This window comes from Verrucomicrobiota bacterium (genome assembly GCA_016871495.1).
GTDB lineage: Bacteria > Verrucomicrobiota > Verrucomicrobiia > Limisphaerales > VHDF01 > VHDF01.
Genome location: VHDF01000108.1, coordinates 1 through 13,851, shown reverse-complemented (window position 1 = coordinate 13,851; position 13,851 = coordinate 1). Strand labels below are relative to the sequence as shown.

The following is a 13,851-nucleotide window of genomic DNA, read 5'->3' as shown; positions in this document are numbered from 1 at the left end:
CTCGCGCCCCCGGCGCCTGGCTCGGCTCCGTCGAAACCCTTCACCCCGCCCAAAACCTGGAACAGGTCCTGCGCCCTGACTGGCAGCCCGAGCGCGAAGCTTGGATCGAATCCGCCTGGACTCCTCCCCCCTCACCCTTGAGCCCTCGCATCGAATGGAGCCAAACTCAATTCTCAAACGAGTCCATCCGCGCCCAGGCCACCGTCCCCGGAACTGCACCCGGTTTTGCCACCCTTGCCGTCAGCTGGCACCCAGGTTGGATCGCGCGGATCAATGGTAACACGGCAAAAATCTGGAAAATCAACCATGCCTTCATGGGGCTTGAAATCCCGCCTGGAACCCACCTTGTCGAATTCGAGTATCGCGAACCCTGGCTTGCCGCCGGAGCCTTCCTCAGCGTCACAGGACTTGGCCTTTGGCTCTTCGGATTGGTCCGCGCCCTGACCAAGCTGAGAACGAACATTCGTCCTTCCGCCCTCCACCCTCCGGTCACCCCCTCTGCTCCAGGCCCGTAGTTCCCGCGCCAGCCCGCCTCGGCCATCAATCCACCGGCGGAAACCCGGCGCGCATCGTCAGCCACGGAGCTTGGGTCGAAACATCCACAATCCCCGGCTCAGCCGCCTGCGCCGGGGAGAGGATGGCCAAAAAAACGAGTTTCTCGGGAAAAGGATTAAAGGTCCCATGGACTTCACCCATGGGCACAAAAGCCATCTCGCCGGGACCCAGAATCCGATGCTCCTTGCCCACCCATTGCTCCGCTCGACCACTCAAAATATAAATCAACTCCTCCCGCGTCGGATGCGTGTGAAAGGGATGCGAGCGATACGGATCCATGTTCGCCCGCACCAACATCAACTCCTTGTTCGCCACAATATCCGAACGGCAAAGCCATTCCTCAATCGTCCAAGGGGATTGAAATCGCACCGTCTCCGCTCCCGTGACAAATCGTCGTTCGGCCACATTCATAGGCTCTCATTGTCGGCCCGGTCGGTTCCATCCTGCAAACCGAATCGCACCCGCCCTTCCCCGGCAAGGTTCGACGTGACACGCGGATCTCGTTTTCCCTACTGTGGCGGCTTCGAAAGATCGAACGACCTCCTGCGCTGATGCCACCCCCCAGAACGCTCGCCCACCAATTTGCGCATCGGCTCGCGGAATCCTTCCTCCTCGCGCCCGGCAAACGTCTCTTCCAGGCCAATCAACAAAACTACAACCTCCCGTTGTCGAAGCTCGGCAAACTCCAGGCCGGTGGCTACGCCATCCTCCGAGATTACGCGGACGGCCTCTTCCCCCCCACCTTCGACGACCAGGCCAGAGCCTACCAGGCCGAGATCAGTTTTTACGACGCCATGGCCGGCGCTTCCAAGCAGGCCAACCTCGACGCCCACCGACGGAAACCCTTCTGGGGAACCGAGGCGTGGTCTCAATACAGCCGGAAATTTGGACGACTCCTCCAATCCCTCCAATCCCTCGGCCTCGCCCCCGGCTCCCGACTCTTGGAACTCGGGTGCGGATGCGGCTGGATGGCCGAGTTTCTCGCCCTCTCGGGATATCACGTCCTCGGGACCACCATCATGCCCGACGATGTGGCGCTCGGACAGGAACGCGCCCGCGCCCTCCAAGCGCGACACCTCACTGAATCCCTCGAGTTTCTCGTCTCCCCGATGGAATCCGTCCATACCGCCGTCTCAAATCGAACCCCCTTCGACGCCGTCATTGTTTTTGAAGCGCTCCACCACGCCTTCGATTGGCGCCAATCCATCTCCTCCGCCGCACGCTGCCTCAAACCCGCCGGCTGGCTCCTGCTCGCCAACGAGCCCAATACCCTCCACACGTTCATCAGCTACCGCATCGCCAAACTTTCCAACACCCACGAAATCGGCATGAGCCGCAAGGAACTCACCTCCCACTTGTCATCCTGCGGACTCGCCGAAATCCGCATTCTCGCCCCGCGTTGGGACAACCGCATGTCCGAACATTGGATCGCCGCCCGTTCTCCCACAACTCAACGAACCTGAATCCTCCTACCCGTTGCCAACCTTCGGCACCCCCTCCCTCTTCTCAATGGCCCCCACCCAACCAAAGTGAGGCTTGAACCGAAAACCCGCATCGAATTCTCCCAAGCCTCCCGTCCACTCCTCCACATTCGAAACCACTCGAATCGCGTCCCTGGAAAAATCCGCGAATCGAAGCTCCCGCATCCGAAACGCACGCTCCAAAAGCCGAATCCGCTCCGGTTCGAATCCCATCGCCGACGCCGCCACACAATCCACCGCCAGCGGATGCGTCCCCGCCAGGATCAACCCGCACTCCCGGCGATCGGGCGCCATCGGCCCGTTCCCTTCCCCCGCCACAATCCCGTCCACCACCGCCAAATACTTCCGCGGACTTGGCCGCCGCTTCCCCTCCCCATCGAAAAAGAACAGACACTTGTTCAGGTCCAGCACCATCCGCCAGCAAGTATCGTTGCCGTGCCAGTTCCCCGATCGAACCACCTTTTGCGTATCACCAAAAAACCAACGGCCCGCCTTCTTCAAAGGCACAAAGAAACGCGACCATCCCGGGCGATGTTTCAGCCACCTCTTCGCAGCCCCCATCCATCGATGCTCCAACCTCGCCTTCGCATGACTCAACGGGAATTGATCGCCACCTAAATCCGGAGTGCCCTCGGTATGATGCGGAAGCCAGTTCTTGTTCGCGTTGATCCCCACCAGATTCTTCAACGCACAGGTCAACCCCACCTTCTTGTGCGTTTTCAACTTTGGAAGATTGATGAAAATATCCGCCTCCATCGGCGTTCGACAGAGCAGATACTCATGGGTCGTCCCCGCATGCTTCCGGTTCGTCTCCTCCATGTCGTAGGAAGCCCCATACAATCTCCCCAACCCTCCGTAGCCCACAAATTCACTGGCTTCGTTTAACTCGATCCGCGTGTCCCCGGCCGGATCGCCAGGCAGCGCCGTTTTCGCCACCGTCACCCCGTCCACCGCATGCCACTCCTCGGGACGCAAATCCACCAGCCGAAACTCCACGCCGGGATGCTTTGATCGCAGTCGCTCCATCATCCCATCCAACCCGCAGTAACGGCGCAACGCCGTGAAGGAGGAGTCCGTTTGCGGGGCGTCGCAGATCGTCACCGAACCCGCCCCCTCCAGTCTCCCCGCCACCCAGGACGCCACGGACTCGATCACTTCCGGATGCGTCACCACGTGCTCCCACGCCCCCGGCCCCGGCCGCCGCTCATCGTGCTCCTTCACCCAGTTCGGCTTCAACACCACCTTCTGTCCCGGCCCCCAAAAATCTGAGGGAAAATCCAGCATCGCCAGCGTTGCCTCCACTTGCCGCGAAACCTCACCGCCCCCCCCATACCCCGAAGTCCCTCGTGTCACCGCCACCAACCCGGGATTCTCCCGACCGAATGTCGCACTCACCGGTCTCCTCCTGCCTTCCCCGCGCGCAGCGGGCGCAAGGCCTCTTTCAAACGCTCCAGAAACCGCGCTTGCGTAAAGTCCTGCTCGTATCGCGCCCGGCCATCCTCACGCCAAGGCGTCACAATCAGGTCGTGCAATTTCGCCGCAATGGCGTCCGGACGCCTCGGTTCCACAAGCAAATCATAGCCCTCCGGAAAAAGCTCCGGCAGCGCCCGCCATCGAGACACCACCGCCGGCAGCCCAAACGCCATCGCTTCCACCAAACTCACCGGATGCCCCTCCATCGGATAATAACTCGGAAAAACAAACGCATCGCTGTCCTCAAAAAGCCGCGCCTTTTCCTCCCCCCGCACAAATCCTCTGTAGTCCACCACCCGTCCCTCCCCCCGCGCGTCTCCGGGCCCGTTCAAATCCCGCTGCGCGGACCTCACCTCAAACTCGGACCGCTCCCCTTCCGAATAAAACGAGCCCGCCACCACCAATCGCGCCCGCACCCGCCGGCCCTCTCGCTCCAACCTCGAGTTCAAGAGTGCCACCGCCTCCAAAGCGTCGAACAATCCCTTTTCCCGCATGCACAAACTTAAATACAAAATCTGGAAAGATGCCATCCCCCGACCGGACCCTTGCCACCCCGCCAACCGCGCCTCTGACCTCGCTCGCCGCCTCGGCAGGATCCGCTCCCGGCAGTCCGGCGCGGGATCCGGCACGGCGTTGAAGATCAACGCCGTCCGCTGCGACTCGAAATAGACCGCGTCGCTTCGCGCATACTCACCCAAAACGATGGAAAGTGAGGGCCGCCGCAGCAACCACCGTGTCACACTCCTCTCCCAGCCGCACGCCTCCCGCTCCAACCACTCCGACAACCCGGCCGCTTGCCAGTGATAAATCCGCTCACGAAAAAGCACCCTGCCCAACAACATAATGCCCCAATCGCGATACACGGCCGATCGAACCCCCGAAGCCGGAACACAAAACAACGTATCCGCTCCGTGATAAAAACGACACCAAACGGCCTCGACAAGATATCGCAAAAGCCTAAACACCTTCCCCAAAGAGGCATAACCAATTTGAGCGATCGTGTCCGAAAACCTCGAATTGACATGATAACATTCGAACTCGCCCTGCGTCCTGCCCCCCTTGCGCAGATCCCCTCCCAAGCCTTCCAACGCCATCTGCACCATGAAACTCTGGCCATGATGAGGCGGAGGCGTATGGGCAAAGATCAAGAGCTTCATCGCTGGCCACCCCCCCCAGTCGCAAGCTCCCGATACAATCTCAAATAGGACTCGCCGACGGCGCTGGCCCGCTTGTCCCATACCGACTCCCGCAGCATCGCAGCGCTCTCCAGCGTCACACGGCCCTGGGCGACTTGCTCTAAAATCCGCGTCAAATCTTCTACCCGTTCCGGAGCAAACAGCATCCCCGTCCGGCCCGGCCTCACCAAATCCACGTTGCCTCCGCTCGCCGAGGCAATGACCGGCAGGGCCATCGCCAAAGACTCCATCAACGCCACCGAACACGGCTCGTCCGTTGAAGGCAATACAAACCAGTCCGCCGCTTCCAACTTCCCCCGCACTTCCCGCGTCGGCCCCCTCCAACGGACACACTCTCGCAATCCCAGCCGATCCGTCATCTCTTCCAGCTCCCTCGCGTAAACGGGTGCGTCGCCATCTTCAGGCACCGGCCCCCAATGCTCAAACTCCAGCTTCGAGCGTAACGACTCCGGCAGGCCCGACATCGCCTGAACCACCAAATGCCAGTTCTTCCACCTCACAACATTACCCACACCCACCAATCGAATCCGGCCCTGCTTCTGCCCCGGCCGTGTCACCAGGGATCCCTCAAAAAAACTGTCCGCGACACAAGCCGGTATCGTTCGCACCCGCCCCCCATCCAACTGGTAATGCCTCCGCATGCTCGGTGTCAGCACCACCGAGTAAAAGTGCCCCGAGCGGGCGGCCGCCCGATACATCCACGTCCGGCGCGCAAAAGAATGATTCGTGAACAAGACATTCTCCTTCCCCGCCGCCGCCAGCCACCACGCCAGCAAAAACCCTCCGCGCGAGTGCGCATGCAAAACATCGAATGCCTCCGCCCTGCGCAACGCATCCAACTCAACGCGCGATCGCCACGCCCCCACCAGCAGTTCCCAATGGCTCGGCGAGTCGCTCACCAAATGCCGGGTAACCCGGTAGTTCAACGAAGGACCCCGCCGCTCTTCATAGCCCTGCCGCACCCATACCACATGCTCGACTCCCGCGCCCTCCGTGGCCTGCTGAAGCCCGCGAATCACCGATAGGATGCCCCCATGATCCTCGGATTGCCCGAGCAGATGGAACACCCTCATGCCGCTTCCGCCGCCGCCGCCGCCCGCTGCTTCAGGAAATAATGGCACACCAGCAAGACCCCTGTCTGCAATGAGAAGGTCTTCATCGCGTACTCGCTGTCCCCATGCAGCGCCAAAAAGGCAATGACGTTCGCCATGTAAAGCCCCGCAATCACGCTGCACATCCGGGTGAAATGATCCTCACACCCCACCTGCCGTAGAATGGCCATCACCCTCCACGCCAAATGACAACCCGCGAGCAAGAACAACAACATGAAGGCCGTCCCAAAAATACCCGTGTTGACCATCAAGCCAATGAAACCATTGTAAAACCGCCCCTGATTGATATGCAACGTCAGGGCCGTGGGATCCCAATTCATCGAGTAATCGCTCGGCGCCTGGCCAAACCCGCGCCCCAACCAAAAATAATTCGGTATCATCGCCATCCCGTGCGTCCGCAACATGCGCCGCGTGTCGAGCGTCCCTACCCCGTCATCCCTCGCCTGCGCATGCACGCTGATCCCCGGCAAAATGGACAGCGCCCGCTGCGCCGCCAGCGGCAGACGTTCGGCCGCCCCGTAGGCCACCACCAGCGCCATCAACAGCAGTCCGCACGCGATAGCCGTGTTCTTCACATCGTAAAACCGCTGCGCGTAAAGAATAAAGACAAGACTCACCACCACAATCATCACCAAGTAACGGTGGCCACTCAATAATCCCACCCCGAAAACTCCCAAGGTCATCGGCAGCAAATATACCCCCTTCAGCGAGAAGAAGTCCTTCGCCCGGTGCCAAACCAGCAACAGGAAAAAGAACCCGTTGCTGACAACATACAAGGACTGAAACCTCCGGATCCCCATCGTCCGGCTCTGCCACTCAAAATTGATCGCGTCCCCCGGAAGCTCGAAAAACTGCAACAGGAAAAAGAACTGGGCCGGGAGCACCGAAAAGGCGAAGTCCGAAATCAAATACGTCATCGTCAAGGCGCACTGCATGTAAAATAACTTCACCAGCGTCCTCTCCTCGAACTTCACCAACACAAACAACAGCGGAAAGATCGCGCACACCAACTGCTGAAAGTAATACCGCCCCCCCATGACCTCGCTCCCCAAAATTCGGAATCCAAAACCGCGGTAAAACATCGTCACCAGCAACACCAGGCAATACCCCACGCTCCCAATGAACACCCACTTGTGGGGTTCAATCAATCGCGCAAAGTCCTTGCGATACTGACGCAGCGAAATCGTGATCACCAGACCCGTCCATGCCAGCATTCCGGCAAACTCCCACATGTACGGCCGCCCGGGGAAATAAGGCAGAATCAGAGCCGAGTTAAAGGTCGCGAACGCTAGATACACCGCCAGCTTGCTGTGGTAGGGCAACAACACCAGCCACAACAACGCCCCCATGCCCAAGACAACCAGAATCGGCGCCTGCGCCAGGAAATACCCCAAACCCAGGGCAAAGACCGCAATCAGCCCGAACCAAAAAACCTGCTGAATCCGAATGTGCCGCTCAAACGTGCTCGCAATCACCCGCGCGTTATACCGCCTCCCAGCCCTGCCGCAACATCTTTGGACACGACTTTTCCACTCCCCCCCGGCCATAGTCGGCTCGCGCATGCGCGAGTCCCCGCCCGATCTCCTCCCAGTCCACCTCCACCACCTCTTCACCTTCCTCACCACCCTCGGCGGCGTCCAATCCGTCCTCAAACGCCATCTCCAGCGAGATCCCGCCTTCTGCGCCAGTTCCACCCTCACGACTTTCTTCGACCGGTCTCCCCTCCACCAACCTTCCGCTCAAACCCTCGGCCTCCGGGGATTCCATACCATCGCCCAAGCACGAACCCGAATCGCCCGCCAAATCCCCCGCCAACCCAACCGCCTCGTCATCGCCCATAATCTCTGGGGCCTCCACTTCTGGGCAGACCTCATTCCTTGCCAGCGCCGCATCGGAATCCTGCATTCCGATTGGCCCGGCTTGCCCCAATTCCTGTCCTGCCACCGGCAGCTTCTCGACGGTTTGCTGTGCGTTTCGAAGCCTTTGCTTCATCTCGCGAACCAATCCTTGCCAGAGTTGCCAGCACCTCGCATCGCCCTGATCCATTACCCCGTTTCCAACCCCATTCCTTCCACCGCGGCTCCCCGCCCAAGGCCTCCAGGCCGGACCTTCACAATCGGCATTGCTGGACGAATCCAAATCGAACAGAAACGGCTGGACCGCCTGCCGGCCTTGCTTGCACAGCTCCAAGCCAGGAACCTCGATTGCCAAGTCGAATGCTTGGGCGAAGGACCCGATCTTCCCCAAATTCGCAAAGCCTGCGCGGGATTCACGAACGTGCGCTTCCTCGGCCGCCTCGACGGAGACGCCTACTGGCAGGCTCTCGCCTCCTGGGATGCGATTCTCTTCCTGAGCGATTACGAAGGACTGCCGATCGCGCTGCTCGAAGCGATGTCCGTGGGTGTCATTCCCGTCTTCCCCTCCATCGGCTGCGGCGCGGACGACTACCTCAAAGCTCTCGATTCCCAATTGCTGTATCAACCGGGCGACCTCGACGATGCCTCCGCGAAGATCGCCTGGCTCGACCGTTGCCCCCCATCCTCCATGGCGGAACTGAGGAAACAATCCCAAGCCATCGTCCAGCCACACCATGAGGATCGCTACTTCAAAACCTTCTCCGAGTTCGTCCAAACCGTCCGCGCCCTGCCGCGGATTTCAGTCCAGGACTTTCCCGCCCGGCGCATTCATTGGACCGACCATTCCCCATTCGGCATTCTCTCCCGCTTCGCACCCCAAGCGTCTTGGCGCTCCCCTTTGAGCTAACTCACAACACTCGTGCCAGTTCGTCTAACCGCCCCCGCCACGTGTGCTCCTCCAACACTCTTCTTCGACCCGCCCTGCCTATGGCCCGAGCCTGCTCCGGATGTCGTTCCATCTCTTTCACCCAATGCGCGGCCTCCCGGCTTGAAGCAAAGACCAGGACTTCACGATCCACCTCAAAGGCCGAAATCACATCTTCGTTTCGCTCCGTCAAGTAACAGCAGCCATAACCCGGAAACTCCAAATCCCTCATCTTCATGTAACTGACAAGCCGGCCGCACTCATCCCGACCTTGATTCAGTCCTAAAGAGACCAGAGTGGTCCGAAGAAACTCGAAGAACGCCTCGTCGCTCAGTTCGCCCTCCGCTTGCTCCCGAACCCACGGCCACATCATTCGCCTTAAGATCTTTTCGCTCAACCCTCCAGAACTGATCAACCCCACCAGCCTTTCCCGCCAAGGCTTGGCACTGTAAAATGGATTCTCCGACGGACCCACCCACCCTCGGCCGCGAATTTCCACCCGGCAACCCCACATTCTGAGCCATCCCAATCGAGTGATGCGATTGGCCGAAGGAAACCCCACAAATCCCGCCGTCCGCCGATGCTCCCTGCATTCCAGTTCCGGCAAATATGACGGGTTCAACGCATAGGGCCGGCAGAAACATTTCCCCCCCAACGCTTCATAACGAGAACGCGCCGCCGTTTCCGGAAACCAGTTCACGCTGACCTCCCGGGCCAGCGCACGAACGTCCTCAAACATATGCAAACTGTCGCAAAAGAAATTCACCCAGGGCACGCCTAGACCCGCAACCCGCCGCACCAATTCCAGTTCGACATCGCGGGAAAAACAGTAGGAAACAAGCACGTCCAATCCCCCTTCCTCCCAAGCCTGCCGCACCTGCTCCCAAATCCTCTCCGAACACTCGACGCGCTTGCGATCCGCCTCCTCCCGCTGACCCGGGGAGCCCTGCCAGCGCGCCCAATCAAATGCCACCGACTGTGGAACAATCAACTGGTCCACGCATGCCGCAATGCCCTCGTAAAAATGCCGCCTCCAGAGCACCCGGTAATATCCCTCGCTCACATGGCAATCCGGAGCCAGGGCGAAGACTCGCCGCAACGGCTTCATAAGCGCCGCGCCACCACCATGTACCCGGAACAAATCACCCGGGAACCCAGCCAGCGATCAAACCGGGGCAGGATCCAGGGGAACCCATAATGAACGAAGATTTTCGCCAGCGCGCGAAAACACTTGGAAACAACCTTTTTCCCAAAACCCAGTCCCTTCTCGGCCTCTCCCCATTGAGCATAAAACGCTTTGTTGAAGATCATGCAGGTCGTCCCCGGACCCCCTACGGGCGTGATCGATTCAATCACAAAGCCTGCCAAGGGCAGCCAGTGCCGGTACCAATAATGCGTGAACCCTCCATAGTAATGATAAGGTTCCATGTGCAAGTGGGATAGCAAAGGCGAGGTCAGCCAAAGTTTCCCTCCCCGCTTCAACAATCTCGAAAATTCTCTCAAAACGAATACCGGATCCGCCACATGCTCAATCACCTCCGTGCATAAAATGGCATCCAATCGGCCCGTTTCGATGGGAATGGAGGCGATATCACATACATAATCCACGGGCTCCAGATACTTCACCAGGTCGCCCTCATACTGGCAAAAGTCCTGCGTTTGATAGCGGCAATGCTTGAAGAAAGGCCGGTATTTGCTCGCTCCCGCTCCGGCGTCCAACACCCAGCTTCCCGCCGCCACAGTCCCCGCCTGTGCTTCCACCCATCGGTCGCGCGCAAAGGGCTCAGGATGCCAAAACCGATCTCCCGCTTCTGTCATCAGCCTATCCATGAGGACCTCCTTTCCCTGCCACTTCACCCGACCCGCGAAGCGCCATGCGCAAAATCATCCCGCGTCCCACGAAGGCGCACAGCGGCATCGAAATCCATAACCACGCCACAAACCAATCCCAGCCCGCCAGAAGGCACAGGGCGCTCCCCGCAGTCTTCAGCCCTGCAACCGCCATCATGACCCTCACCATGCCCATGCTGTTGTGCTGACCCTGCAAAATAAGATAGTGAAACTGATTGATTTGCAAGGTCATCGCCGCCATCCCCGAAGGCAGGATCATGGACCAGGACTCCCTATAATCGCTCCCCAACAAACCTTGCAAAAGGCGCGGACCCAGGAAATCCAGCAGCAGGAGTCCCACCAACACCACCGCCACAAATCCCAGGGTCCAATGACCGCAACGAATCGATATCCTCTTCCAATCCTCTGGATCCCGAGCCGCATCACACTCCCTAAAAATCGATGGAAACACTTTCTGCATCATGGCACCCAGGATCACATTCGGCACGTAGGCACTCAGTGAACTGGCCGTCGCAAAAAGCCCCGCCTTCGCTTCCCCCAACAGCATCGAAATCAACCAACGATCGGCAAACTGTAACATCCAACTGCCCAATCCAAGCCACAGGAATGGACGTCCATAGTCCACGAGCTCGCGATGCCACTTCTCGATCCCGTCGACTCCTTGCGCTCGCGGTGCGTCCGACCATCCCCTCAATCCCATTCCGATCATCCCTGCCATCAAGACGGACGAGATTGCAAACCCGATGCCCAGCGCGGCCAAACTCGATCCCCACAGCGCGGCGGCCGCCAGAGGTAGTCCCAAGCGAGTCGCAGTTCCAGCGAGGTTGAGCCAAAGAACTCGCCAATGTTCTTCGCCGGCATTGACCACCATTCTTGCCGTCGTTTCCAATGCCACTACCACATTGCAGAAAGCCACGACAGGAATGCCCAACATCCACCACCAAGAGCCTTCCTTCCAGGCCACCATCGTCATTGCGAGGCCCACCATCAAGAGCAAGGGCGTAAATCGCAGCCAGCATTCCTTCCACAAGAACCGCGAGTAAGTTCCGGCCCGCTCGCTCTCCCGCTGCCAATACCGCGAGGCATGGTTGACCAAACCCGGATGAGTCAACAACACCCCAAGCTGACATAGACTCAAAAAGTGAACCTGATAATGACCGTTAACTTCAGGCGGCACCAGCCGGGTCAGCACCGCCACGCCCACGACACCGAGGACAAGCGCAACCAGCTGATTTAGGACAATCGGAACCGTGTTCCCCATGAAGTCAGCATGGTGGCTCCCACCCGGTCGGTGCCAAAATCAAGTTGCCGTATCTGTAACTCTCCTGAGCCTTGTGGCGCGCGAGTTTCTCTCCACATATTTCCCAGGCCTCATAACCCTGTTCCAGTGCGAAGTTCAGTGCTTCACGACTCGTTCCCTGCTCCGCCGCATCACCCACCTCCATGGAAAGGAGTGGACGCACTTCCTGCAACAATCTTCGCCCCCCCTTCAAAATCTCGAGCTCCGCCGATTCAGCGTCAATTTTGACCAGCTGAATCCTTGTCCTTAACTCCTCCCAAAGCTGATCGAGAGTCAGACAGTTTACCTCCACATCCACTCCATCGGCGAAATCCACCGCGAGCTTTGCCCCTTTCGCTCCATTGAAGGCCATCCACTTGAGCCCATAGTCCCGGAGCACGATGGTTCCATGATCCGACCATAATGCCTCGTGGCGCACGTGAATTTGTGGAAACCGTTCCGTATTGGCCGCTGCGAGAGCTCTCGTCATTGGGGTCGGTTCAAAGGCATGCACTTGACCTCCTTCACCAGTGAGAAGCGCGAACAGGGTCGCGTAGTAACCTAAATGCATCCCCACGTCCATCACCACGTCGCCTTCCTTGACCAACTGCATGAGGATCCACGTCAGATCCGGCTCATACACTCCATACCCGGCAATCTCCTCGCTGACCCATTCGCCATCCACGATTTTGAAATCATCAAGGTGAAAGGCATCGACCCGGCTTGTGGAAGGTTCTTCAAATTTCAGGAGGCACTTCCTCGTTTGATTCCTCAAGAATCGCCATGGATTCACCATGGGCTTAGCCCACGATTGAGCAAGCCGGTAGCGCATTCGACTGCGATAACGATTCTTAAGAATCTGCTGAATTCTGCCCGCCTTCATAACCGAGCCAGCCATAGGTCAACCTGCCATAAAGTCCCGTCCGGCCAGCTCCTCGCCGCTTCCGTAATTTCATCGACTTGAAAACCCAAGCTTGTGCATTCCGCCAGCACTCCGGCCACGAGCTCCTGATCCTCATAGATCCGTCGCAAAGAGACTTCCACCACCATTCGGGGAACGTGCTTTAGAAATCTCCTTCCTCCACGAAGGACCTCGGATTCATATCCTTGAACATCGAGCTTGATGAAATCGCAGTGTTCCAACTGCTTGGCTTCCATCAATTCATCAAGCGTATGAACTTCGACTTCTTCCTTTCCCGTTACTTCAAGATGGAAGTCTTCAGGGATTCCCTTTTGGGACGGTGGAAGCAACGAGGTGGCGGCTTTGTTTTGCGTAATGGAAAGTTGCATGGTACTCCTCCGTGATCCCAATCCCTTCTTATGGATGGTCCACTTGCCATCGCAGTTCCGCTGCCTCTCCTTCAATTCTTCCTGAAAGCAATCCTGGGGTTCAAAAAGGACCATGCCTTGGGGTTCTAGAATCTTTTGAACCATCTCGGACCACCTTCCATCGTTTGCCCCAACATCAGCCACCATTCTGGGTCTGAAGTTCCTTGATCGCCATTGATTCAAGACTCGTCCGTGTTTTCGATCCCATCCCTTTCTCATGGGGACAGCCATATCATCAGCCATCGCCCATTCCAGCAGGAATTCCGATGCTCGATAAGCTTTTCCCTTGAGGAATTGGAGCCATCGTCCCATGGGTTGAAGTGTAGTGATTCCTGTTCTTTAAAGGAAAATGCCACCCTGAGTTTTGCTCAGGGTGGCACTTGAATTTTTCTACAACTTGGTATCGCGCTTCAATTAGCGAGGCGCCATCACGGTCCAGCCGTCTCCGGGCGAAACAGGGTTGGTGAACTGGCGATCAATACCATTCGATCCTTTCATGTACCAGATCTGCACGCTTCCGATATCATGTTGGAACACCAGATCGCTCTGTCCGTCACCGTTGAAGTCGGCGGCGGCGGCCACATGCCAGCCCGAGGTCGGATCGAACGGATTGAGCAGCTCGCTATCCACGAACGTCGCTCCATTCATGTACCAGACCGCTAACGTGCGATCCACCCTATGCTGGAAGATCAGATCGGTCTTACCGTCGTTGTTGAAGTCGGCCGAAGCCATCAGACGCCAGTTGGCATCACCAGGATTCGAGGGTGTCAGGAGTTGACCCGCCACCAAGTTGA

General features: G+C 58.4%; 14 protein-coding genes. 3 read left to right on the top strand and 11 right to left on the bottom strand.

The window, feature by feature from the left end; all coding sequences use genetic code 11:
- Positions 1-515: YfhO family protein (locus FJ404_17475; protein MBM3824647.1), on the top strand; the 515-nt coding region annotated here is incomplete at its 5' end.
- A gap of 25 nt (positions 516-540) precedes the next feature.
- Here FJ404_17475 and FJ404_17470 read toward each other — a convergent pair.
- Positions 541-966: a cupin domain-containing protein gene (locus FJ404_17470; GenBank protein ID MBM3824646.1), complete on the bottom strand. Its 426-nt coding sequence runs from the start codon at positions 964-966 to the stop codon at positions 541-543.
- Positions 967-1,106: 140 nt separating this feature from the next.
- Here FJ404_17470 and FJ404_17465 point away from each other — a divergent pair, with 140 nt between their 5' ends.
- On the top strand, positions 1,107-2,018 hold the full coding sequence (locus tag FJ404_17465; protein ID MBM3824645.1) for a class I SAM-dependent methyltransferase: 912 nt from the start codon (positions 1,107-1,109) through the stop codon (positions 2,016-2,018).
- Between the two features lie 6 nt (positions 2,019-2,024).
- On the opposite strand, the gene FJ404_17460 is transcribed toward FJ404_17465, so the two are convergent.
- Genes FJ404_17460 through FJ404_17445 form a run of 4 tightly spaced genes read right to left on the bottom strand, consistent with a single transcriptional unit; the run spans position 2,025 to position 7,292 of the window.
- A complete protein-coding gene (locus FJ404_17460; GenBank protein MBM3824644.1) occupies positions 2,025-3,431 on the bottom strand; it encodes a DUF362 domain-containing protein in 1,407 nt (468 codons plus the stop codon).
- Positions 3,428-4,747 carry a glycosyltransferase family 4 protein gene (locus tag FJ404_17455; GenBank protein ID MBM3824643.1) on the bottom strand — a complete coding sequence of 440 codons (1,320 nt, stop codon included), beginning with the start codon at positions 4,745-4,747 and terminating at the stop codon, positions 3,428-3,430. Before FJ404_17455 ends, FJ404_17460 begins: the two co-directional genes overlap by 4 nt.
- Entirely contained in the window at positions 4,663-5,778 is a 1,116-nt protein-coding gene (locus FJ404_17450; protein MBM3824642.1) for a glycosyltransferase family 4 protein, read from the bottom strand. Before FJ404_17450 ends, FJ404_17455 begins: the two co-directional genes overlap by 85 nt.
- Positions 5,775-7,292 carry a hypothetical protein gene (locus tag FJ404_17445; GenBank protein MBM3824641.1) on the bottom strand — a complete coding sequence of 506 codons (1,518 nt, stop codon included), beginning with the start codon at positions 7,290-7,292 and terminating at the stop codon, positions 5,775-5,777. Before FJ404_17445 ends, FJ404_17450 begins: the two co-directional genes overlap by 4 nt.
- On the opposite strand from FJ404_17445, the gene FJ404_17440 reads away from it, so the two are divergent.
- Positions 7,264-8,580, top strand: coding sequence for a glycosyltransferase (locus FJ404_17440; GenBank protein MBM3824640.1), 1,317 nt, complete (start codon positions 7,264-7,266; stop codon positions 8,578-8,580). The two genes, FJ404_17445 and FJ404_17440, sit on opposite strands and share 29 nt — an antisense overlap.
- Before the next feature lies 1 nt (position 8,581).
- Here the strand turns inward: FJ404_17440 and FJ404_17435 are convergent, their stop codons facing one another.
- From FJ404_17435 to FJ404_17410, 6 genes are all read right to left on the bottom strand, one after another.
- Positions 8,582-9,706, bottom strand: a complete 1,125-nt coding sequence (locus tag FJ404_17435; protein ID MBM3824639.1) for a glycosyltransferase family 1 protein — start codon at positions 9,704-9,706, stop codon at positions 8,582-8,584.
- On the bottom strand, positions 9,703-10,428 hold the full coding sequence (locus tag FJ404_17430; GenBank protein MBM3824638.1) for a class I SAM-dependent methyltransferase: 726 nt from the start codon (positions 10,426-10,428) through the stop codon (positions 9,703-9,705). Before FJ404_17430 ends, FJ404_17435 begins: the two co-directional genes overlap by 4 nt.
- Entirely contained in the window at positions 10,421-11,710 is a 1,290-nt protein-coding gene (locus FJ404_17425; protein MBM3824637.1) for a hypothetical protein, read from the bottom strand. Before FJ404_17425 ends, FJ404_17430 begins: the two co-directional genes overlap by 8 nt.
- A 4-nt stretch (positions 11,711-11,714) precedes the next feature.
- The gene (locus tag FJ404_17420; GenBank protein MBM3824636.1) at positions 11,715-12,626 is read right to left on the bottom strand and encodes an FkbM family methyltransferase; all 912 of its coding nucleotides are present in this window, start codon (positions 12,624-12,626) and stop codon (positions 11,715-11,717) included.
- Positions 12,608-13,369, bottom strand: coding sequence for an FkbM family methyltransferase (locus FJ404_17415; GenBank protein MBM3824635.1), 762 nt, complete (start codon positions 13,367-13,369; stop codon positions 12,608-12,610). Before FJ404_17415 ends, FJ404_17420 begins: the two co-directional genes overlap by 19 nt.
- Before the next feature lie 102 nt (positions 13,370-13,471).
- Positions 13,472-13,789, bottom strand: coding sequence for a VCBS repeat-containing protein (locus FJ404_17410; GenBank protein ID MBM3824634.1), 318 nt, complete (start codon positions 13,787-13,789; stop codon positions 13,472-13,474).
- Between the last annotated feature and the right edge of the window lie 62 nt (positions 13,790-13,851).